This window comes from Bacteroides sp. MSB163, from assembly GCF_036416795.1.
Lineage (GTDB): Bacteria > Bacteroidota > Bacteroidia > Bacteroidales > Bacteroidaceae > Bacteroides > Bacteroides maternus.
On record NZ_CP143867.1, the window covers coordinates 1,535,156 to 1,559,338 of the forward strand.

Here is a 24,183-nt window from a genome sequence, read left to right on the forward strand (position 1 = left end):
ATTCTTATTTAATTGCTAATTCCTGTTTTCTTGCAATGAAATATCCATAGTAAGCAATAACCGCAAAAGCTATAGCCGGAACAATATATGCAGCCATAATGCTACCGGTCTGATCAGAAACAATACCTTGAATTTGAGTCAGGACAGCCGCACCTGCAATGGCCATTACCATGCCCGAACCCCCGATTTTAGTATCTTCTCCCAAACCTGTAAGTCCAAAGCCATAAATGGTTGGGAACATCAGTGACATACATCCGGAAATACCCATCAGGCAATATACTCCGAAACTACCCTTACCAAGCATAGCACCTACACAGCATAGTACGGCAAGAATAGCGAGACCTATCAAAAGTTTGTAGGCTTTCACATACTTCATCATCCCTGTACATAGGAAGCGCATAGCGACAAAGAGGATAAGCGACATAATGTAATAAGTCGCGGCTGCCTGTTCGGCCGTACGAGGCAACAAGTCATTCAATCCAAGCCATTCGCAACCATTATAGAATGCGGCAGATACAGGTTCTACATTGCGCAATGCATCTACAACTGCATCGGCAGAAGCCGCATTGCCCAGAGAAGCCAACACACCGTCAAAATTCAACTGCTGCATAGCATAGCGGATGACAAATGACCACACAGCTATCTGTGCACCTACATAGAAGAATTGCGCAACTACGCCCCACACATAATTCTTATTTTTCATGAGCCTGCGGAAAGTGGCGCCAAATTCAACCTTTTCTCCCTTTTCACTAAGATTAGGCATTTTGGTAATCCAAATGGCGGCTAAAAGTACCAACATCACCAATCCAAGCACTACATAAGCCATAGTGACAGCACTTAATTCCTGACCTTGGATGGCAGCCAATTCACTAGCCGGGAGCTGGCTACGTTCTGAAGCAGTCATCATGTTCAATTGCGAAAGAATGAAAATCTGACTAATCACCACTCCCGTAATTGCTCCAAACGGATTGAATGCCTGCGATAGATTTAAACGGCGTGTAGCTGTACTCTCAGGACCAATTGCCAATACATACGAATTGGTTGATGTTTCCAATACGGAAAGTCCGGCAAAAAGAACAAAAATGGCCAACAGGTACATGAAGAAACTGAACTCAACGTTTATTCCGGAGCAAAGCATTGCCGGATAGAACAATAAGGCACCCAAAGCATACAAACCAAGTCCCAACATTACACCGGACTTATAAGTGTACTTCTTGATAAATAATGCACCCGGAATGGCACAGCATCCATAGCCCAATAGATAACACACCACTTGTATCCAGGCAGTTTTCGAGTCACTGATACTCATGATTCGCTTGAATGCGGCGAGCATGGTATCCGTAAGATTATTCGGCACAGCCCAGGCAAAGAACAGCGTGGTGAGCAGAATGAACGGGAAGAGGATTCCTTTCGGTATTATTCGATTCGATTCCATACGAATTTGATATTATATAGTTACCCTATTGAAACTTTGTCTTAATTACATTCAAATCTGCTCCGAATAATTTCTGTACGATAGGAGCCAACTGTCCATCTTCACCCTGTATGTGAATTACTTTCTGTGTATGTACCAACGATGCACCCGGTGCAAGTTCCGCTCCCGGAGAAGATGTTTCAATCTCATAGAAAGGTCCCATGATAGAACCGTCTTCCACCGGACCGTCATTGTAAGAATTGATGACATCACCCTCAAACGGGTCTTCCTGTGGTCCCCATTGTCCATTCACATAAGCTGAAGGAGTTTCGGGCAGGCTGCACCACAAGATAGTCAGTACACCTTTTGACGAGTCATAACTTCCACACAGGCTTGTTGCGCGTGAAGCCGGCAATCCTAACTTTGAACGATATTTTCCATCTATCTTGAAATAGATGATACCTTCCTCTTTGATTAACCTATCTGCCGGGATTTTGCCGAAATACTCATCATTTACAATCGTCCCTTCCGCATCTTCCTTATATGGAATAAAGACGGTAGTGGTAGGTGTGGGATTAAAACAGCCGAGCATCCATACCGACACCAGTCCGCCCTCTTTTGTCCATGCGCTATCGCCCGTATTAGTAATCTTATTCTCACTCTTATAAGCTACTATTTTCATACCTTGTGAAAGTTGTATACCGAAATCCGCAGCCACTTCATCAGTATTCATCAATGACACCGTACGGTCGATATTCATGTCGAAAGTAGTACCTGAAGCATTTGTCAGACGGGTGTCCTTCACGAAATGAACACTGCTATCATCCTGTGACTTAATGGCAAAGGCTTCCGTGTCGAGCACAGTGGGAACTACCCAGTTATCATAAACCTGCTCCTGCCCCTCCTTAAAATAGAGTGAGAACGGGCCGCCTTCGGGACCCAACCAGAAACGCTCTTCACCTCCTACAGGATTGAACTGCGGGCTGACCTTTCCCTCACGAATAAAGCGGTAGTTAATCCATCCGTAGCTATCGCCCTCGTCACCGGAAGCCGAAGTAGTCATCACCCGCCCCTGCCATGCCGGAACAATCATGACTTTAGAATTTCCATCGGCAGAAACCAGTTCAGTGTATTCTATGCCATTCTCTTTCAGGAATTGGGCATCATAAGCATAACTTCCCATCTTAACTTCTTTTTGTCCGCTGCAAGATGCGAGTAACGTAACCGCACCTACAAGCAGAGTGTTTTTCAAATTGATTAGTTGCAACATAATTCTCATGTTTTTCATTTATAGAGAGGTCCGTAATTTTTACAAGCTCTATAATCACTACCTTCCACGTCTTCACCGAAGGCAGACCATGCGCTGGGACGGAAAATATTTTCCTCAGGAACATTGTGCATGCATACGGGAATACGGAGCATGGAAGCCAGTGTAATCAAATCAGCACCCGTATGACCATAGCTGATAGCGCCATGATTGGCACCCCAACGATTCATAACGGTATATACATCGCGGAAACAACCTTTACCTGTCAGGCGTGGAGCAAAGAAAGTGGAAGGCCATGTACGGTCGGTACGCTCATTGATAGCCTTGAAAACATCCTCATCCAGATTAACCGCCCAACCTTCAGCTATCTGAAGTACAGGTCCTTGTCCTTTTACAAGATTCAACCGGCACATGGTTACAGGCATTTCACCACGGGTCAGGAATTGAGAAGAATATCCACCGCCACGCATGTATTCGCGGGAAGCCGGATACCATGTGGTTGCAGCAAGGCATGCCTCAACTTCTTCCTCAGATATTTCCCAGAAAGGTTTCATTACAGGTTTTCCGTCACGGGTTTGAAGTCCTGTTCCGTCCAGCGTGCAAGAACCTGAGTTAATGAGGTGAATGAAACCATTGGCAGCTTTGCCTTCCAGTTTTTTGCCGGTTACCCGTTCCACTGCCTTCGGACTCCAATAGGTACGTACGTCAGCAAATATCTGTGCCGTATTTGATAATAAATGTCCAAAAAGCATGGAAGTGCCGTTCAACGTGTCATTTTCCGTAGCAAAAGTAAATGCTTCACGAATACCGTTCCAATCGAATGAGCTATTCAGTATAGCTTCAGTAAAATCACCATCTGGCTTGAAGTCTGTCCACTGACGTTGCCCCTGGAAGCCTGCGGCGATGGCATTATGCCCCATTGCTTCTTCCTTAAAGCCCATCTCTGCCAATTTAGGATTACCGATCATCATGTCACGGAAAATAAGAGTCATTTTTATCACGTATTCCCAACGCGCATCCTTTTCCTCACGGGAATATACCAGATGTTCCGGATTGAAATCCTTTCCTTCATTGCTTTTGCAATACTTTTCCGTCCATGCCATGGCGCGGTCAAATTCCTCGTGATCATAAATACCCAACTGAACACGACGCTCTATCTCACTGGCATCTACATATTCATTACGCATGCCCAGATATTCCTGAAAGAAATCCGGATTGGGGATAGAACCGGCAATGCCCATGGACACGCTTCCTATCGAAAGATAAGATTTACCTTTCATGGTTGCAACAGCCAAACCTGCACGGGCAAAACGCAATAGTTTCTCTTGCACATCTTCCGGAATTTCCGTATTACCGATTTCCTGTACGTCCCGCCCATAAATGCCAAATGCCGGCAATCCTTTCTGTGTATGTCCTGCCAGAGCAGAAGCCAAATAAACAGCGCCCGGACGCTCGGTTCCGTTAAATCCCCAGATGGCTTTCGGCATTTCACCATCCATGTTAATTGTCTCGAATCCGTAACACCAACAGGGAGTAACAGAGAGTACTACTCCTACTCCATTATTACGGAATTTCTCTGCTGCCATAGCTGCTTCAGCCACACCGCCGATAGTGGTATCTGCTATGATACATTCCACAGGTGTGCCATCACTGTGACGTAAAGATGAAGAATAAAGCTCTGCTACTTTATGGGCCATAGTCATGGTCATATCTTCCAGTGATTCGCGGATACCCCCGCGACGGCCATCAATAATAGGCCGAATACCAATTTTCGGCTTTCCACCGATAAGTCTTGAATGAGTCATGGGTAAATAGATTTATATAGATTAATACTGTTAATTAACTAAATCGATTAAGCAAATATTTAAAAAAAATAGCCCCGGTTAAGGGGTTATTTCTATAAATACCCCATCAGCAAGTACCGACTGCACAGTATTACCATTAGCAATATTGTCTATCAGTATTCCAAGCGCCTTCTGTACCAATACTTCTGCGGGTTGTTGAACATAGGATATAGGCGCACTGAAAAAGTCGAATGCGGGAGTACCATCAAATCCTACTAATCCTATTTTATTAATAACCTCCTGTCCCAAATCCTTTATGGTATATAAGCAGGCTATTGAGATCATATTTGTCGCGAACAGAAATGCATCTGCTCCTCCTTCAATCATTTTGGGCAATAAACGGTCGGCCGATTTTCTTGGAGCATCCTGTTTCAGGAAAATGACATTTGCCAATCGTTTCTTGCCGGCATCCTCCATTGCTTTCTTATATCCGCGAATACGCTCCTTCATATGAATCAGATTTATATCATAAGCCACTATACAGGGGGCATTATAACCTGAATCCAATAGATATTTAGTTGCGGTATAAGTTGCATTATAATTGTTTAGAGCTACATAGCTGACATTTATTTCGGGGAAATAGCGGTCGAAAAGAACAATGGGAACATTGTTATCTACCAATGAGGCAATGGACTTTTCCGAATTTTCACAGGGAACAATAATCAATCCATCTACACCTTTATTAATAAGGTTGCTCACAACACGGTTCATTTTCTCTGTGTCTTCATCAGAACTACCGAACAGGACGGTATATCCACGTTTCGTTGCCTCGTCTTCCAGTATACGGGCTAATTGTGAGAAAAAAGGGTTGGATATGTCAGATATCACTACGCCAATTGTTTTAGTCCGCCCACTACGAAGGCTCTTAGCGGCAATATTGGGTTGATAGTTCATTTCTTGAGCTATCTTCAATATACGCTTGGCTGTTTCCTCACCTACACGATATTCTTTCTTCTTACCGTTCAGTACGAATGAAACCAGTGCTGTTGATACTCCTGCGGCTTCAGCAATGTCTTTTAGCGATACTTTTTTTAGTGCTGACATATGTTTTTCAGTATAACGTTTTTGCTATAGTAGAATATTATGTTTTTCATTTATCTACTGATAATGTACTATTTAGTACTTTACTACGCTGCAAATATAAACATAAAAATTAAAATAGCAAATTATTTTGCTAATTCGTTATAACAATTTTATATTTGCAGCGTGAAATCACTGTAACCTGCCATAAACATCATATAAAAAACTAATTTAAATCTTTAAGACAATGAAAACCAAGATTCTATTTGCCATTTTATTTTTTGTAGCCGGAACGTATTTTTGCTACGGACAAACTGATTTGAAAATTGATCCTAAAACTTTAGCAGTTCCGGAAGAAAACGGGATATGGGTGCAGCCTGCCCAAAACACCAAAGCACAACCGATATGGGGATTTGCCGATGGCATCCGGATAGGGATTGCTCCGCTCGACGGTCCACGTGGACTGATACGTATTTATACTCCTTATTTAGGGCATGATAATTTTGTGGTAACTAATTTTATTGCATTCGAACCCATAGACAAAGCAAAAAACATCAGAGGACTGTCCGAATTGGAATGGAGTGAGCTGGATGATGTTCGCGGAAAACGCTTTTGGAGTAGCAATACGCCTGAAGCACCTTCTTTTCCCGATAAATATTATCCGGCGCATGGAGTCATATCCAATGAAAATGGAGTCGAGACACTGACCGTATATCTCTTCTGCGAGACATTTGATAATGGAGCAGATGTTTATGTACGAATTAAATTCACAGCGGGAAAACCTTACGAATTTGAGATAACCGGATATACCACTGAGGACTCCGACGAACTAAGCCGATTTATACTTACAGCGACAATGGGCAACAAGGCCCGACTCAGAACATTGCATCTTGCAAATGGAAAAAACAAAAAGGCCGGTCAGTTATGGCCAACTTATAAGGAAAGCAATTTTACAGAACATAACCATACCCCTTTATCTGAAATGATAAAAGATAAGAACGGAGGTGCCTGGTTCATCGCTTCTCCTGATGAAGAGGACCCTGCTAAAGCGGTTTATGCCGAGGATACCCATACACATTGGAAATATACAGGAAAAAAAGCTACTCAATATTGGTATTGTCCTAAACCAAGTAATGAATTAGAAGGGGTAGTAAATGGTCGTTATACCTACTGGGCAAGTAAATCCCCTATTCCCGGCGGCATTTCTTATGAAAATTTCGAATTGACGGAACCTTTCCGTTCCGGACAGAGTTATGTATTCGGCATCACTCCTCTTTCATGGGAAGAGGTTATATCAGGAATTACTACAGGGCTTACCTCAGACGGTTTATAGCATTGATGCTATATTACCGTGCAACAATGAGGCATAAAATGCTATTTTGTATTTTTTCAATACATATTCGTTCGCTTCAGTTCCATATCTGACTTTTATCTTTTTCTTAGCTACTTCTGACCTTCTCCTTATGCTATTATAAGAAGGAGAAGGTAGGGAGTAGGTAAGAAGTAAGTAAGGAGAAAGTATAGCGCAAATATATTCATAATCCGCACAGAAGCTGTGAGAATATAATAATACAGTGGAAATATAACTCAATTTCTACTACTTCTCTTTTATATCCATAATTCTATATGATATAAGTATCAATTGTTTCTCTCTGCGAAGTTCTTTTAGAACTTAATCCCTCCCTGAACAGAATCCTCCCCCATCTTTTCACGCAACCTTACACCAGTGACACCCGTGCCGGCACGTTGACCGCCGAATGGGCCGGTAAACTGGGCTTACCTCAAGGCATCGCCGTAGCCGTAGGAGCACTCGATGCACACATGGGAGCCGTGGGAGCTTCGGTAGCACCAGGGGTACTTACACGCATCATGGGAACCTCCACCTGCGACATCATGGTGGCAGAGAAACATGAAATAGGAGACCGATGCATAGAAGGTATCTGCGGACAGGTAGACGGTTCCGTACTTCCCGGATTCATTGGCCTGGAAGCCGGACAATCAGCTTTCGGAGACATCTATGCATGGTTCAGGAAATTCATGTCATGGCCCTTGAAGAACATTCCCGAAGGAGAAGCCAAACAGAAAGTCATGGACACCATGCTGATTGAATTGGCCCGGGAAGCACAAGCCTTGAAACTTTCTGAAAATGACATCGTTGCCCTTGACTGGATGAACGGGCGCCGCACGCCGTATGCCGATCAGAATGTGAAAGGCATGATTGCAGGACTGACACTGGGAAGCACTGCCCCGGAGGTATTCAAAGCCCTTGTCGAAGCCACCGCATTCGGCTCCCGGCGTATTGTAGAGCATATGAAAGCACAAGGTCTGCATATTGATTCTGTCAACGGCATTGGAGGAATCAGCAAAAAGGCCCCTTTTGTCATGCAGACTTTGGCTGATGTGCTGAATATGCCCATTCGCATCGTGCGCTCACAGCAGACTTGCGCACTCGGGGCGGCTATGTTTGCAGCGGTGGCCGCGGGAGTATATCAGGACATCATGGAAGCCATGAAGTATATGGGGGCGGATATTGAAGTGGAATATAAACCGGACACCGAAAGGGCAAGGGTTTATGAAATACTCTACAAGAAATACTTAAAAATAGCAGAAATACTCAAATAGTCCCCTTTAGTTTTAATCAGAAAAAACATCTAATATGAAAAATCTTTTAGTCATAGGAACTATTGTTCTTATCTCAGTCTGTTCTTGCCATAATCAAGGACAAAATGAACCACAGATTAGCGAATACAACAAAGAATACAAGGGAGAATTCCTGAACCGCATAGCATTTCCTATTGGAGGAATGGGTGTCGGTATGTTTTGTCTGGAAGGCACTGGTGCCATTTCTAATATGTCAGTCAGGCATCAGCCCAATATATTTAACGAACCTTGCATGTTTGCCGCTATACATGTTAAAGGATACGAGAAAGGTTCCAAAGTTTTAGAAGGACCTGTTCCTGACCGCAAAAAATTTGGTGGACCGGAATCGGCTTTGGGAGGACCTTTGACCTCCTGGGGATTGCCTCGATTTGAAAATGCAAGTTTTAGTTCGCGTTTCCCATTTGCATCCATTCGTTTATCAGATAAAGACATTCCTCTGAATGTTGAATTGAGAGGATGGAGTCCTTTTATTCCGACTGATCAGGATAATTCCAGTTTACCTGTCGGAGCCCTTGAATATGCCTTCACCAATACATCGGATCAAGATATAGAAGCTGTCTTTTCATATAACACACGCAACTTTATGGCAATGCATGGAGCTCCCCATACAATTCGTGCCATGAAAAACGGCTTTATTCTATCACAAGAAGCTTCAGATACTGAAAAGCATCTGAAAGGCGATTTTGCTATCTACACCAATACAGATGCAACAAAAGTAAATTATTGCTGGTTCCGTGGTGGATGGTGGGACCCTTTAACTATGGCATGGAATGCCATTGCTGATGGGAAAATAGTAGAAAATGCTCCTGTAAAAGAAGAAGCTCCCGGCGCTTCATTATACGTGCCTTTCAAAGTAAAAGCCGGTGAAACGTATTCGCTTCGTTTACATATGGCATGGTATGTTCCCGATACCAATATGCGTATTGGTGCTGACGCTATTTCAGAAAATGATAAATCTACAGAGTGTCCTACTGTTGAAAAAATGGAAACTCCTCAGTGTTATCGTCCCTGGTATAGTAGCTATTTTGCTGATATTAATGAAGTTTCAGAATATTGGTTATCGAAATATGATGAGCTTAAACATAAAACCGAACTATTTACAAATACATTTTATAATACTACCTTACCAGCAGAGGTTATTGATGCCGTAAGTTCCAACCTCTCTATTCTCAAATCGCCAACCGTAATGCGCCAACATGACGGACGCCTGTGGAATTTCGAAGGATGTGGTGATACCTGGGGTTCTTGCCATGGTTCTTGTACACATGTATGGAACTATGCACAAGCCATACCCCACCTCTTTCCGGCAATGGAGAGAACTCTACGTGAAAGTGAATTCTTTATAAGTCAGAATAAAGAAGGACACCAAATGTTCAGAACCAATATTCCCATCCGGGCCGTGAAACATGATTTCCATGCAGCAGCAGACGGACAATTAGGTGGCATTATCAAAATTTATCGTGATTGGAGAATTAGTGGAGATGCCGATTGGCTACGTATGATGTACCCTCAGGTAAAAAACAGCCTTGACTATTGCATTGATACTTGGGACCCGCGACGTGTAGGTGCATTAGAAGAACCGCATCATAATACATACGACATTGAATTCTGGGGCGCTGACGGTATGTGTACCAGCTTTTATGCAGCCGCCTTACAAAGTTTCATACAATTAGGTAAAGCCTTAAATGAAAATGTTTCCGAATACGAATCATTGCTTGCAAAAAGTAAAGATTACATGGAAACAAAATTATATGACGGAGAATACTTCATCCAGAATATACAATGGGAGAATCTAAAATCACCGGATCCGATAGCTATAGCCGAGAAGAACTGGAACAGCGATTATTCGGAAGAAGCACGCGCCATCCTTATAAAAGAAGGTCCTAAATATCAATATGGCAAAGGTTGTTTATCAGATGGTATCATCGGTTGTTGGATGTCTCTGGTAGCAGGTTTAGATGAACCCATCGACAAAGCTAAAGTAAAAAGTCATCTGAACTCTATTTATAAATATAATCTTCGTAAAGATTTAAGTGATCATGCAAATCCTCAACGCCCCACTTACGGGCTTGGTAAAGATGGGGGAGTTTTATTATGTACCTGGCCTAAAGGGGGAAAACTAAGTCTTCCATTTGTCTACAGCGATGAAGTATGGACGGGAATCGAATATCAGGTTGCTTCCCACTTGATTTTTGAAGGTGAAGTTGAAAAAGGCCTCGATATTGTCCGTACAGTACGCGAGCGCTACGATGGTAAAGCACGAAATCCATTTAATGAATATGAATGTGGAGGTTGGTATGCACGTGCACTATCAAGCTATAGCCTGCTTCAAGCCCTAACAGGACTCCGCTATGACGCAGTAGACCACATTTTATATATAGACTCCAAAATAGGTGATAGTTTTAAAACATTTTTATCCACAAATACAGGATTCGGAACAGTTGAAGTACAACAGGGAAAACCCATTATCAATGTTGTTTATGGCAGTCTTGATATTGAATCTTGCATTGTTTCCGGCAACAAAACAGATTTCAAATATCAGGCAAATTAAGGTAGATTAGGTATTAAAAATAAGGTAATATAGATTGTTTTCAATTATTTCTAATTACAAAACAAAAGATTATGAAGCGAATTAAATTATTAACACTTTCATGTTTAATGTCCTTATCTTTACCTTCCTTTTCCCAGTATTCACCTGATCATAAAGTATCTTTAGATAAAGGTGATATCAAATCATTCATTGGAAACAAGGAAACGAAAGGTGAAAGAAAAGTATACAAAGGCGATGAACTTACAACAATCGGCATGCCGGTTGGAGGTATTTGTGCCGGACAGTTATATGTTCGTGGCGATGGGACATTAGCCAACTGGTGGATTGCCAATAATGCTTATAACACAGGTTATGGAATTGACTGGTTATTGAACTTCGATACCCCTCTAGGACCTTGGAAAGTCTGTTACCAAACATTTGAACCGGCGAGCTATATCGATCAGGGATTCAAAATAACCGTAGACGACGGTAGTAAAACGGTAACAAAAGAACTAAATAAAAAAGACTTTGATGACATTGCATTTATAGGTGAATATCCGATTGCTTTTATTGAGTACGGACACAAAAATGAGAATCTACCAGTAAAAGTTTCCGCAGAGATTTATTCACCATTTGTTCCACTGGATGCTAAAAAATCTGCTACTCCGGCAACAATCATGAAATACACAGTAAAAAACGTGTCGGATAGAAAAGTTACAGCCAATTTGGAAGGTTGGATGCAAAACCTGGTATGCATTGATTTAAAAGGACGTGCAGAGGGAATGCTACAAAATAAAGTTATTGATAATAATGGTTGGAAATCAGTTTACATGGATATGAGAGTGGATAACCTGCCAATCAAAACCTCTGATAAAAGCCGTAAATATGAAGTATTTGAAAATTTTGAAAGCGGAACTTATAATCGCTGGAAAGTAGAAGGAACGGCTTTCGGAAGAAAACCTTCTCCCGGAGAACAATGCAATCAAAATCCTTTTGGCGGTGATTATGGCAATTACTTAGCCAATTCATATACAAACTATGATAAGCCTGTTGGTAAATTAACTTCCAAGCCATTTACCATCAAGCATAAGTTCATTTCCTTCAATATCGCAGGTGGTTCTCATCCAGGGAAAACTTGTATCAATTTAGTTATCGATGGCAAAGTGACAATGTCTGCAACTGGCAATAATAATGAAGATTTCCTCCCACGTAATTGGGATGTATCAAAATATAAAGGAAAAAAAGCTTATCTGGAAATCGTAGATAGTGTAGAAGGTGATTGGGGGCATATCAGTGTTGACAATATAGAGTTCTCTAATTCTCCTGTAGCTGCTCCGGCAACAACCATTGATAAATCACATACATATTTCGGAAATCTTGCTTTATCTGTCTTTGATAATAACGCAACAGCTACAGCTGATGATTCAAAAAATAATGTGGAATATGCAGAAACAGAACTTGGTAATAAAATAAATGGCGCATTAAGCTCATCTATGACCTTACAGCCCGGAGAATCTAAGGAAGTAACGTTTGTACTTTCATGGTATTTCCCAAACCGCCCGTTAAGTTATAAAGGTTCTGAATGGAATAAACCATTGCCGCCCAACAGTCCAGCTATCGGTAATATGTATTCCAACTGGTATGATTCTTCTTTAGATGTTGCAGAACAACTACATGAGAATTATGCAGAATTAGCACAAGAAACTCATAACTTCCACAATACTTACTACAATGAGACTAACCTGCCTTACTGGTTGGTACAACGCGTGATGATGCCTATTTCTACATTAGCAACCGAAACCTGCCAATGGTGGGCCACCGATAAATTCTGGGCATGGGAAGGTGTAGGCTCTTGCGAAGGAACTTGCACGCATGTTTGGGGATATGCTCAATCAATGGCTGCCCTATTCCCTGAACTGGAACGTAATCTGCGTGAAAAGACGGATTATAGCGTTTCACTCAGAGAAGACGGAGCCATTTTATCACGCAATGGAGAACATGGGGTTTTGATTGATGGCCACGCAAGCGTTATTCTACGCATGTATCGTGAACATCTGATGTCCAAAAACAACTTCTTCTTATCAAGGAACTGGGATAAAATAAAGCGTTCTTTGCAATATATTATAAATGAGGATGGCAATGAAGATGGTCTGATCGTCAAAACTCAACCGAATACATATGACATTTCATTTAATGGTGCCAACACCTATGTAGGAGCACTTTATCTGGCTGCATTGAGAGCTGGTGAAAAGATGGCTTACATCATGAAAGATACTGTCGCTGCTAATTATTACAAGAAAATATATACAGCAGGTAGTAAGAACACCATGGATCGCCTGTGGAATGGTGAGTATTTCTATCAAGATGTAGATGAAAAAGAATATCCCAAATACCAATACAGTAAAGGTTGTTTAAGTGATCAGCTTTTTGGTCAGACATGGGCTTCTCTTTATAGATTAGGAGATATTTATCCGACAGATGCTATCAACAAGGCATTACGTTCTATCTGGAAATTCAATTGGACAAATGATGTGAAAGCTCAGAGTGAAGCTCACCTTCCGGAGAGATATTATGCTCATGCCGGAGAACCCGGATTATTCATATGTACATGGCCTTACAGTAAACATCCGGGGGAAGATGGAGTAAGATATCGCGATGAGGTCTGGACCGGTATTGAATATCAAGTTGCAACTGAAATGATAAAACGTGACATGATAGACGAAGGTTTAGCCATAGTCAAAGCTATTCACTCACGTTACGATGGTAAGAAACACAATCCGTGGAATGAAATAGAATGTGGCGATCATTATGCTCGGGCTATGGCATCCTATGGAGTACTACAAGCAATACAAGGTTATTGGTATGACGGTCCTAAAGGCATTATGGGATTTGATCCGAAACTCAGGAAAGATGATTTTACCGGATTCTTTAATGCAGCCGAAGGATGGGGAAATATCTCACAAAGCCGAAAAAACAATAAACAAACTAATTGTGTGGAAGTGAAATTTGGTCGTTTGTACCTTGATAAGTTACAAGTTAATTTACCGACAGGAACAGGCATCAATAATATAAAAGCTTCATTAAACAATCAGGATATTGCTGTCAGTGCTGCAAATACAAATGGTTATACTGAAATATCATTAAACGGTTTGCAGATGCGTTTGGGAGACAAATTGCAGATAACCTTTGAGTAAGAACAATATATGTTTCCAAAGTGGTGTGTTGCATGGGCTTCAAAACACATGCCACTTTGGAGCATATTACTTCAAAATACAATAAACAATTTTTCTTTTTTGTTACATTAAATCAATTAATTATGAAATCAGCATGTAAAAACAGATGCTTAGCAACAATTTTGCTTGCAATTTGCTTGATAGTGGGAACTCCGCTATGGGCACAACAAAAGGTAGTACATGGCGTAGTTGAAGATTTAGAAGGTAATCCTATGCCTGGTGTTTCAGTAACGATAGAAGGTACAGCCACCGGAACTATCACAGATGTAGATGGTAAGTATGAAATTACAACTCAGGATGGAAAAACATTGGTTTTCTCCTTTGTTGGAATGAAATCAGAAAAAGTAGAGGTAGGAAAGAAGTCTGTTATTAATGTCAGACTGAAAGAAGATGCCGTAATGCTTCAGGAAGTAGTAGCCATCGGCTATGGTACAAAAACAAGGGCTACCACTACCGGTGCAGTAGATTTGGTCAACTCTGATAAATTAATGAACAGACCGGTAACAAACACAGCTGAGCTTTTGCAAGGTGTGGTTCCCGGTATGGAAATCAGAAGAACAAATCAAGGTAAAGTTGGTGAAGAAGGTTATTCCATTCAGGTCAGAGGGGTTACATCCCGTTCAGATCCGGGAATTCTGGTAGTAGTAGATGGCATTCCGTATAAAGATAATAATGCAGATGCCCTAAATAAGATTAACCCACAGGATATTGAAAACATTACTATTCTGAAGGATGCACAAGCAGCTATTTATGGTGCACGCGCAGCAGGCGGTGTCCTATTGGTTACCACTAAAAAAGGTAAAACAGCAAAACCGACAATCAGCTATACCGGTAATTTTACTTTTAATGCTCCTGCCAGCGTACCTCAAAAAGTAAACGTTCTGCAGCACATTGAAATGATGGGTGAATTATATGCCAACGATGGAATAACCAATCACTTCTTTACCCATTTACTTCCATATGTAGAAACTGCTGATATCTATTCCAAGGATCCTCAAGTTGTGAAAGGTCCGTTTGGTGATACTCCTGACTTAGTATTGGGCTGGCATGACTGGTGGGATGAGATGTATGGAACAGCTTTTGACCATTCACACAACCTATCTATATCCGGAGGTACAGAAAGATCCAATTATTATGCTTCTATCGGCTATCTTGATCAAGGTTCCATGTTCAACTATGGAGAACATAATAATAAAAAATATTGGGGACGTTTCAAATATGAATATAATCTGAATAAGTATATTAAGCTCCGCTCCAACGTATATGTAGGCCGCAAAAAAGTAACAGAGCCTTATAATATCGACCATCTGGCATGGTTAACCTACTGGACCTGGAACTGCCAGCCTACCTACAATCCTCAAGGCGAGTATTATGCTTCCGGTGGTTTTGGCAATCCAATTGCTTATGCACAGCATACAGGCAATAAATGGAAGACTTATTATTCTTACTACACACAGTTAGGCTTTGACATCACCCCTATCAAAAACTTAACCATTACAGGTGACATGTCATTGAATTATGACATCACCGATGAGAAGTATTATCGCAAAAGACATCAGACCTACCACTGGGATGGTTCTCTAAACTACGATGTCATAGATTACTGGGAAGGCGGAAAAACTAAGACAGAATCTCTTTATGGCAGAAATGAACATATAGTTACATCTTTGCATGCCAACTACAATTTCAATATTACAGATAAGCATATGTTCAATGCAATGTTCGGTGCTTCCCATGAAGAACTCGACAGCAGAGGATTCAATGCCTATCGTTATAATCTGATTACCGATGAATTGCCTGTATTGGGTTTAGGAGATGCAGAACAACAATATAATGATGAATATGCCAACGCATGGGCTATTACTTCCATTTTCGGACGTTTAGGCTACAATTGGGATAATCGTGTCTTTGTTGAAGCTACTTATCGTAATGACGGTTCTTCTAAATTCGCCAAAGGTCATAAATGGGAAGATTTCTGGGGTGTTTCCGGCTCATGGATCATTTCCAATGAAAACTTCTTCACACCTGTCAAGGATTATCTGAACAATTTAAAAATCAGACTTTCCTGGGGACAGTTGGGTAATCAGGCAGGTATTGGATTATATGATCATTATCAATATATTTTTGTAGGTGGACAATATCCATTCGGAGATTCCAATAACCCATTGAAAGTTCCTAATGCATCATTAGGAGGTATGCCTGCCGTTGACAGAACATGGGAAACCATTGAGACTTATAATGCCGGAATCGATTTCGGTTTATTGAATAATCGCTTAAATGGTACTTTCGATTATTTTATCAAAGAGAATAAAAATATGTTTTATGCAGAAGAATTTCCTACCATTTTGGGAACAAGTGCCCCCTCTATCAATGGAGCTCATGTCAGAACCAACGGTTGGGAACTTACACTGAACTGGAAAGATAAAATAGGTAAAGTTGGTTATAGACTGGGAGTAACTTTAAGCGATAATAAAACCAAAGTTGTTTCTTTAAGTGATTCCAGAAATCCAGGACATGGTTTAAATGCCTTTGTAGAGGGTTATCCTACCAATGCATTCTTCATTTATGAATTTGATGGATTCATTAAAGACGAAGCTGATCTTGCAGATTATAAATCTAAGATAAAAGGTGGAGTTCCTACTAACCTAAGAGTAGGTGATGCCAAATATGTAGATAAAGATGGAGATGGAATATTGGAACCGACATTATATAAGGAAGGTGACCCCAACTCAGGTGACATTGTATATAAAGGCACTCACAATCAACGGTATTTATATGGCATCAACCTGGGAGTCGACTGGAAAGGAATTGATTTTAGTGCATTCCTGCAAGGCGTAGGTAAATGGAATTGTATAAATGGAACTTATGCAGGAGGAGGAGAAGTCTGGAAACAATCATCCCAATATTTCTATCATAACACTTGGAGTGCAGACCGCCCGAATGCAGAATATCCTCGTTTAACTCAGGATGGAGGTATCCAAAATAACAATTATATGTGGTCGACTGCACCATATAAATATTTCAATAACAGATATTTGCGATTGAAGGAAATCCAGATAGGTTATACATTTCCAACCAAACTTACAAGGAAAATTGGTGTCGAAAACCTAAGAGTCTATGCAACAGGTATGAATCTATTTGAATGGGATAATTTACCAGATGGATTTGATCCTGAAGCTCCCTATAATGAAAACTTAATACCTTTCTCCAGAACATATTCTATAGGTGTGAATGTACAATTTTAAAAAACAGATAATATGAAGACACATAAATATATAATATTAGGACTCTGTTTACTTTTATTAGGTACTACAGTTTCTTGTGAAAAAGGTTTGAATTTATACTCGAAAGATGTAATTTCTGAACCTGTATACTTTGCAAACGCAGAGGATTTCAAACGATATGCAAATAATTTTTATTATGGCTTATCCACTTTCAATTCGGATGATGACATGTCCGACATTACTAAACCTTCAGGATTTAATAATGTAAGTAACGGTTCATATATAGCCGGAACAACTGACGGAACCTGGGATGGAGCTTATTCGGCTATACGCTACATAAACTATGGCCTTGAAAGGTGTGCAACCGCACCGGATGATTTGAAAGATGACATAAAAGTCTATGAGGCTGAAATGAAATTTTTCAGAGCTTATCAATATTTCAACTTATTGAAACGTTTCGGTGGTGTTCCTCTTATTGAGAAAACCCTTACATTGGATGATAAAGATCTATTGTATGGTCCGCGTGACAGTAGAGAAACAATTGCTGCTTTTATCAAAAAGAATTTAGATGAAGCCATTCCCGAGTTACCACTTGAATCAGAAATAGCTAATGATGATAAAGGTCGTATATCAAAAGGAGCTGCTTTAGCTTTTAAAGCCAGATTTTCACTGTTTGAAGGAACATGGAGAAAATATCATGGTTTGCAAGGAGCAGAGGCTTTCCTGGATGATGCAATATCAGCTTCCAAAAGTGTTATTGATAGTAATGAATATGAATTATGGGATCATAGAACAGAATTAGGAGATTTAGCTTATAAATACTTCTTCACACTTTCTAAAATTAAGGCTAATCCGGCCGGTTTAACTAAAGCCGATAATAAAGAAACAATTTTAGCACAACGATATGATGAAGATCTCAGAGAATCTCCTCGTTACGAACATTCCGGTAATCTTTGCCCAACTAAAAAGTTAGCAGATATGTATCTGGATAAAAATGGTTTGCCTATAAATCATCCAAATACTGTATTCAAAGGCTATCAAAGACTCACTTCTGAATATGAAGACCGTGATCCTCGTATGGACATCTTCTTTTTGAAACCGGGCGAACGTTTCTGGCTATTCTCACAACCCATGTACAATGCAGACTGGAATAATCTGGATGATCCTAATAGAGGTATTGTTTATAATGTGGAATTCGGTTTTTGGACTCAAACAGGTTACAGAAATGTAAAATTTGAGGCTGAAATCACATTCCCATTAGGAAACGACTGGTCTGTCATCCGTTATACTGAAGTATTGCTTATCTATGCTGAAGCATCATTCGAAAAGAATAACAGAATAACAGATGCAGAATTGAATTTAAGTATTAACAAACTAAGAGACAGGGTTGGCATGCCTCACCTTACCAATGATTTCGTTACTACAAACGGATTGAATATGTTGGAAGAGATTCGACGTGAAAGAACTATTGAATTAAGTCTGGAAGGTTTCCGTTTAGACGATTTGAGACGTTGGAAAACTGCAGAAACAGAACTTAATCAACCATTGAGAGGCATTAAATATAAAGGTACTGAATATGAAACAGATGGTCGTTGGAATAATCTGGGCTATGAAGTAGACGAAGAGGGAGTTATTATTTTGGAAAAAGCATCAGATAGAAAGTTCGATCCTGACAAACATTATTTATTCCCATTACCTACCCGTCAGATATTGCTGAATCCACAGTTGGAACAGAATCCGGGATGGAAATAATTTAATTATTCATGCGAATCAGTATTTGATTCCTTAGTTAAAAATTAAAGTAATTAATGCGATGGCAATTTTTCCCATCGTATGTACCAGAAGTCCAGATGTAGATCTGACTTTCATCGCTCTTTGAATATTTGTTTTTTCATTCAACCAGTTGAATAATGATTCAATGGGTTGTCTAACTTTTGAGACTGCCGTTGAAAACAAGTCTCTTGCCGCTTTCTCCCTTTTTGTTATTTCAGGTGATTCTCCTTTGATAGCTTTTACAGGAGTAAATAGCTCGAGTTTTTTGGATTCTTTCGTCTCTTTATAGAATGGTATATCCGAATATATTTTATCGGCATATATTTCTCTATTGTTCAGATTTCCCACACATTCTCTTTTGAATACAGTTGAGTCATTTTCATCCGCAGCGGAAAGTATGAGCATTTCAGGAAAAGGTATAGTTCCTTTTCTACGGAAAGCCACTGCATGGAGTTTTATTCCGAAATAATACATGTTCTTTGTCGAACAATATCCTTTGGAAGTAATCTCAGTAGCGACCTTTCCTACTTTGTTCTTTCCCGCGCAAGTAATGATAGGCATTGAGTCAACTAATGATTTCATACTGTCACAATCTTGAGGTTTGAATGAATGGATTAACTGCCTGACAAGTTCGCTGATTGCTTCCGGTATCAAATTCAATCTATAATTGAATGTTTGGTAAGAAGGCAAGTCAGGGAACCATGAAAGCAGGTATTCCTTGGTAAAGGTATGTATGTCTTTGATTTTAAAGTATTGCTGATAAGCTCCGCAGAACAGATATACAGTAAGCAGTTCCTGATCGGTAAAGATTGGATGATTGCTGTTACTGAACCTCTGGCAGTAGAACTTGAGTGAAGACTCGTAAACATCACAGATATACATATATAGTTTTATAAGTTTTAATTCTTTCTCCTTGGGAATCATAATTAGAATAATGAGTGGTTTTATTCTTCTAATATACTGATTTTCAAGGAGATTAGAAAACTAATTAATGAGATAATTAACTGAATAATAACATTTTAACAAGCGAAAAGGTAGATGATTATCAACTACTGATTCGCATTATTCATCAATTTCTCAGTTCCTGATTTTTATTAATCAGGAACTGAGAAATAAAACAATGAAAATATGAAACGTGGTTTACTATTGTTACTGTTATATCTTCCTTTTTTGTCCGCCTTCGCCCAACAAATGGATGGAGAACTATATAATCTGGCAAAAACCAAAAGCGGCTACCGCTCAAAACGCATAAGCAGTTATGATAAAAATGGCTATAATGGTGACCGTATTGTCGGAATTAAACCTAACGAAAAAGTCATAATCTGCGATATTCAAGGAGCTGGAATAATCAACCATATCTGGTTTACTATTGCCCCGCCTCCTCATTTAATCAGTCGGAATGATATCATTCTACGAATATATTGGGATGAAAATGATTATCCTTCGGTAGAGTCTCCAATAGGTCCTTTTTTCGGACAAGGATGGGATGAGAGCTACAATTTCTCATCGTATGCATTGACAACCGGACCTGCAAACGGAACAGGTATGTCCACTTACTTTATGATGCCGTTTGGCAAAGGTGCTCGCATTGAAATAGAAAATCAAGCGAACAATGTTATTGATAACATATTTTTCTATGTGGATTACTATGAAGTAGATAAATTGCCTAAGGATATGGGACGTTTTCATGCATGGTTCAATCGCGAAATCACTGTTCCGGTAAAAGACCCTGAAACAGGGGGAGAAATGGCTAATATAGATGGAAAAGAAAATTATGTATTTGCTGATATACAGGGGAAAGGACACTTCATTGGATTAAATTACTATGTTCAAAATCCTTCCACTGCCTGGTATGGTGAAGGAGATGATATGTGGTTTATCGATGGAGAAAAAATACCTTCAATGGTAGGTACCGGAACAGAAGATTTTTTCAATACTTCATGGTGTCCAAAAGAACCTTTCCAAAGTCCTTTCTTCGGTTACCCTCGGGTGAATAATGAAACCGGATGGTTAGGACGTACCCATGCGTACCGTTTCTTTATAAACGATCCCATCTTCTTTGAAAAATCACTGAAAGCAACCATTGAACATGGTACATCCAATGATATGAATTTGGATATTGCCACAGTTGCCTATTGGTATCAGGATAAAGCTTATCCCATTCCCTCCATTCCGAATAAGGCCGGTCGCAAATTGAAATCTCTGATTAATTTCTGGAATATTCATCAGATGCGCGAAACATGGAAAAAGACGAAAGGAAATAATGCCTGGGGAGACGAATAATTATTTATTTATCAAGGAAAAAGAGAATTATAATATGCAGAATAAATGGATTAAGAATCACTTTATAGTAGCAGGAGGAGTAATTATATGTTTACTACTCTCCTGCTCCACCGTTACAAAGAGAAAATATAATTATTCATCAGAATTAGAAACTCTTTATCGCCTGGATTTATTACCCGATTTCCGTTCCAACTGTATCGTGGAGCAAATTTCCAGTTATGATAGAACAGGAGGCAATGATGATGGATTTAATGGCACTTATTCATATCTTCGGAAAGAAGGTGATAAACTTGTTATTGCAGAAATGAAAGGTCCCGGAATCATTAATCGCATCTGGACCCCTACCCCTACTAACGATACATTAGAATTTTACTTTGACGGACAGAAAAAAGCCCAATTGAAAATCTGCTTCCAGGATTTATTCTCTAACAAACGATATCCTTTCATAAACCCTGTTTGCGGAGAAGGAGTAGGCGGATATTATTGCTATCTCCCCATTCCATACAAAAAATCATGCAAAATTATATTAGATGGTGATCAAATGAAATTCTATCAAATTCAATACCGCAATATGCCAAACTATGATATAGAAAGCTTTTCCATCGACCTATCTTCTGAAGAGGAAACTACCTTATCGAAAGCATGCCGGGTATGGGAAAACTTTTCTAAATCCCATATGAACACTTTTGCTGAAGGAAAGTCTGCAAATTGCCAGACAGAAGAACTTTCTTTTTCATTGGCTCCAGGTGAAGAAAAAGAGTTCTTCCATACAAATACACCGGGACGAATCGTAGGATTCGAAATTAACAGCGAACAGCTTCTTCACAAAGATGTATTTCTACAAACTATATGGGATGAAGAAGAAGTTCCTGCAATAAACATTCCGATGCAAGACTTCTTTGGATATTCCACTGAAAAGCCATCCATGAACGGAATGATTATAGGAAGTGACGCAGGAAGGCATTATTGTTTTCTACCTTGCCCATTCGATCAATCCGCAAAAATGTCATTGCAGTATCGAGCTATAGAAGGAACAACTATTCCTTTCAAAGTGAAAGTTTATTATAATACGGAAGCCAGAATCAAACAAACCGAAGGTAAATTATATGCTTTCTGGCATGGAGAAATTAATCCGGAACAAGGCAAATTTTATGATTTCCTTTCTGTAAAAGGTAAAGGGCACTACGTAGGTACCATTCACTCAGCACAAGGTTTATATCCTGGTAATATGGTATTCTTCGAAGGAGATGATTCCACTTACGTAGACGGTAAAATGCGTATTCACGGTACGGGTTCCGAAGATTATTACAATGGAGGATGGTACGATTTGCCTGGAAAATGGGACCGTGCTAAAAGCCTGCCACTACATGGCTGCCTGGATTATCATTTAAAAACTGCACGCACCGGAGGATTCCGTTTCTATACAACAGACAAATTATCATTTGAAAAGGAATTCTACATGGGTATAGAACATGGTATGGTTGGAAATACACATCCTGTAAATTATAAGTCCGTAGCCTTTTATTATTTAGATAAACCCTGAAAACAAGTATAACTCTTACCTTTTCCCTGCCATATACACTCCCCCCATAATACAAGCAGCCCCGACCAGTGCAATAATCGTCAGATGTTCATCCAACAGGACAGCCGATCCTACCAAAGTGAACAGCGGATTGAGATAGATATAGTTGGAAGCACGTACCGTTCCCAGATTTTTCAGTACAACATTCCAAATTGCAAAACAAATCAGGGAAGCAACTACACCCAGAAACAATAAATTCAACAGAACGGAAGGCTGAATGAGCAAAGAAAGGTCAGCCTTCCAAGGTTGAAACATAAAGACGGGAAGTGTAGTCAATATGCCATAGAAAAATATCTTGCGAGTAATAAAAATAGTATTATAGCTCCCCGTCATCTTCTTCATTATCAGACTATAGAACGCCCATGAAAGAGCAGCAACCAAAGTAAGACAATCGCCCAACGGAGATATTTTCAAAACAAAACTCCCATTATAAACCACCATTGCCACCCCTACCAATGCCATCAGTGAACCGCCTATCAAAGTGCGGGTAGCCTTTTCCTTCTTATAAATCATCAGTGAAAAGATAGTGGTGAGCAACGGAGCTGTACAAACAATAAACGCCACATTGGTAGCCAATGTAATGCCTAAAGCCATATTCTCCGTCAGAAAATAAACGGAACCGCCCGTGATGCCACCCAATAACAACCAAAGTTCATCTTTCCAGTTGTTCGCAAACAGTTTGCGGGGAGATATAAACCAGATACCAATATAGGCAATCAGAAAACGAAGCAAGAAGATCTCTTTCGGAGAAAGTCCATTGGCAATTAAAACTTTGGTGGAGATAAAGGTTAATCCCCACACTCCTACGGTGAAGATCGCTATCAGATGATAGGTGTAATTTTTCTTCTCATTCATACGTTCCCGATAAATTGCAGGCAAAGATATACCATTTCTACTTTTTGTACAATAAAACAGGGGATTTAATAGACGCCGGAAACGTTTTTAATAAATAAGGGTGACGTTTTTTAAAAACTTTACCCACGTTTATTAACAACGTGATTAGAGTACTTTTCAGCAATTCGGCATAAAAATAAACAAAAAAAGGATGCAATCTTCTCAGACTTCATCCTTTGAAATATCCTAAAAACACTTTTGTGTAAAATCCTATTGAATTAACTTAGCCATTTTTTGTATTACATTACTTGAATTAGTTTTAATAAGCACATCACAAATATAAGCAATAAAAATTACTTTGTCAAGTATTTATTTATATTTTTTCCATCTTTTCCGCTACTTTACCACTAAACAGGAAAAAACATATATTTTCAAATGTTCCGCTACCTGTCTGAAACGTATCCGAACCGTACTTGCTCCGTACATTCTTCGGTCAAAAGTACTTCTACACGGAGAAA

General features: G+C 39.8%; 14 protein-coding genes. 8 read left to right on the forward strand and 6 right to left on the reverse strand.

Features of this window, described 5'->3' with window-relative positions; translation table 11 throughout:
- Nucleotides 1-4 precede the first annotated feature (4 nt).
- From fucP to VYM24_RS05305, 4 genes are all read right to left on the reverse strand, one after another.
- Nucleotides 5-1,435, reverse strand: coding sequence for an L-fucose:H+ symporter permease (gene fucP / locus VYM24_RS05290; RefSeq protein ID WP_330941665.1), 1,431 nt, complete (start codon nucleotides 1,433-1,435; stop codon nucleotides 5-7).
- A gap of 25 nt (nucleotides 1,436-1,460) precedes the next feature.
- A complete protein-coding gene (locus VYM24_RS05295; RefSeq protein WP_330941666.1) occupies nucleotides 1,461-2,684 on the reverse strand; it encodes a DUF6786 family protein in 1,224 nt (407 codons plus the stop codon).
- A 14-nt stretch (nucleotides 2,685-2,698) separates the two neighbouring features.
- Nucleotides 2,699-4,486, reverse strand: a complete 1,788-nt coding sequence (locus VYM24_RS05300; protein ID WP_330941667.1) for an L-fucose isomerase — start codon at nucleotides 4,484-4,486, stop codon at nucleotides 2,699-2,701.
- A gap of 78 nt (nucleotides 4,487-4,564) precedes the next feature.
- Nucleotides 4,565-5,569 carry a LacI family DNA-binding transcriptional regulator gene (locus tag VYM24_RS05305; RefSeq protein WP_294615497.1) on the reverse strand — a complete coding sequence of 335 codons (1,005 nt, stop codon included), beginning with the start codon at nucleotides 5,567-5,569 and terminating at the stop codon, nucleotides 4,565-4,567.
- Between the two features lie 223 nt (nucleotides 5,570-5,792).
- Between VYM24_RS05305 and VYM24_RS05310 the strand changes: the two genes are divergently transcribed.
- The 6 genes from VYM24_RS05310 (at nucleotide 5,793) to VYM24_RS05335 (ending at nucleotide 18,945) form a co-directional block, all read left to right on the forward strand.
- A complete protein-coding gene (locus tag VYM24_RS05310; protein ID WP_330941668.1) occupies nucleotides 5,793-6,878 on the forward strand; it encodes a hypothetical protein in 1,086 nt (361 codons plus the stop codon).
- 413 nt (nucleotides 6,879-7,291) lie between these two features.
- The gene (locus tag VYM24_RS05315) at nucleotides 7,292-8,167 is read left to right on the forward strand and encodes an FGGY-family carbohydrate kinase (protein ID WP_330941669.1); all 876 of its coding nucleotides are present in this window, start codon (nucleotides 7,292-7,294) and stop codon (nucleotides 8,165-8,167) included.
- 34 nt (nucleotides 8,168-8,201) lie between these two features.
- Nucleotides 8,202-10,757, forward strand: a complete 2,556-nt coding sequence (locus tag VYM24_RS05320) for a GH116 family glycosyl hydrolase (protein ID WP_330941670.1) — start codon at nucleotides 8,202-8,204, stop codon at nucleotides 10,755-10,757.
- A gap of 71 nt (nucleotides 10,758-10,828) precedes the next feature.
- Nucleotides 10,829-13,930 (forward strand): GH116 family glycosyl hydrolase, encoded by a 3,102-nt coding sequence (locus VYM24_RS05325; protein ID WP_330941671.1) that lies wholly within the window; start codon nucleotides 10,829-10,831, stop codon nucleotides 13,928-13,930.
- Nucleotides 13,931-14,112: 182 nt separating this feature from the next.
- Entirely contained in the window at nucleotides 14,113-17,214 is a 3,102-nt protein-coding gene (locus VYM24_RS05330) for a SusC/RagA family TonB-linked outer membrane protein (protein ID WP_330941672.1), read from the forward strand.
- 12 nt (nucleotides 17,215-17,226) lie between these two features.
- On the forward strand, nucleotides 17,227-18,945 hold the full coding sequence (locus VYM24_RS05335; protein WP_330941673.1) for a RagB/SusD family nutrient uptake outer membrane protein: 1,719 nt from the start codon (nucleotides 17,227-17,229) through the stop codon (nucleotides 18,943-18,945).
- A 33-nt stretch (nucleotides 18,946-18,978) separates the two neighbouring features.
- On the opposite strand, the gene VYM24_RS05340 is transcribed toward VYM24_RS05335, so the two are convergent.
- On the reverse strand, nucleotides 18,979-19,890 hold the full coding sequence (locus tag VYM24_RS05340) for a transposase (protein WP_425286637.1): 912 nt from the start codon (nucleotides 19,888-19,890) through the stop codon (nucleotides 18,979-18,981).
- 204 nt (nucleotides 19,891-20,094) lie between these two features.
- Between VYM24_RS05340 and VYM24_RS05345 the strand changes: the two genes are divergently transcribed.
- A complete protein-coding gene (locus VYM24_RS05345; RefSeq protein WP_217715772.1) occupies nucleotides 20,095-21,249 on the forward strand; it encodes a glycoside hydrolase family 172 protein in 1,155 nt (384 codons plus the stop codon).
- A gap of 34 nt (nucleotides 21,250-21,283) precedes the next feature.
- Complete coding sequence (locus tag VYM24_RS05350) at nucleotides 21,284-22,792, forward strand: DUF2961 domain-containing protein (RefSeq protein WP_330941674.1); 1,509 nt, start codon at nucleotides 21,284-21,286, stop codon at nucleotides 22,790-22,792.
- Between the two features lie 15 nt (nucleotides 22,793-22,807).
- On the opposite strand, the gene VYM24_RS05355 is transcribed toward VYM24_RS05350, so the two are convergent.
- Entirely contained in the window at nucleotides 22,808-23,686 is an 879-nt protein-coding gene (locus VYM24_RS05355; protein WP_330941675.1) for a DMT family transporter, read from the reverse strand.
- Nucleotides 23,687-24,183: the final 497 nt, after the last annotated feature.

Bases quoted from the DNA above. Each gene is read 5' to 3' on its own strand.
- VYM24_RS05320 (WP_330941670.1), top strand. From the start codon at position 8,202: ATGAAAAATCTTTTAGTCATAGGAACTATTGTTCTTATCTCAGTCTGT.
- VYM24_RS05310 (WP_330941668.1), top strand. From the start codon at position 5,793: ATGAAAACCAAGATTCTATTTGCCATTTTATTTTTTGTAGCCGGAACG.
- VYM24_RS05300 (WP_330941667.1), bottom strand. From the start codon at position 4,486: ATGACTCATTCAAGACTTATCGGTGGAAAGCCGAAAATTGGTATTCGG.
- VYM24_RS05325 (WP_330941671.1), top strand. From the start codon at position 10,829: ATGAAGCGAATTAAATTATTAACACTTTCATGTTTAATGTCCTTATCT.
- VYM24_RS05295 (WP_330941666.1), bottom strand. From the start codon at position 2,684: ATGTTGCAACTAATCAATTTGAAAAACACTCTGCTTGTAGGTGCGGTT.
- fucP (WP_330941665.1), bottom strand. From the start codon at position 1,435: ATGGAATCGAATCGAATAATACCGAAAGGAATCCTCTTCCCGTTCATT.
- VYM24_RS05350 (WP_330941674.1), top strand. From the start codon at position 21,284: ATGCAGAATAAATGGATTAAGAATCACTTTATAGTAGCAGGAGGAGTA.
- VYM24_RS05305 (WP_294615497.1), bottom strand. From the start codon at position 5,569: ATGTCAGCACTAAAAAAAGTATCGCTAAAAGACATTGCTGAAGCCGCA.
- VYM24_RS05335 (WP_330941673.1), top strand. From the start codon at position 17,227: ATGAAGACACATAAATATATAATATTAGGACTCTGTTTACTTTTATTA.
- VYM24_RS05355 (WP_330941675.1), bottom strand. From the start codon at position 23,686: ATGAATGAGAAGAAAAATTACACCTATCATCTGATAGCGATCTTCACC.
- VYM24_RS05345 (WP_217715772.1), top strand. From the start codon at position 20,095: ATGAAACGTGGTTTACTATTGTTACTGTTATATCTTCCTTTTTTGTCC.
- VYM24_RS05340 (WP_425286637.1), bottom strand. From the start codon at position 19,890: ATGATTCCCAAGGAGAAAGAATTAAAACTTATAAAACTATATATGTAT.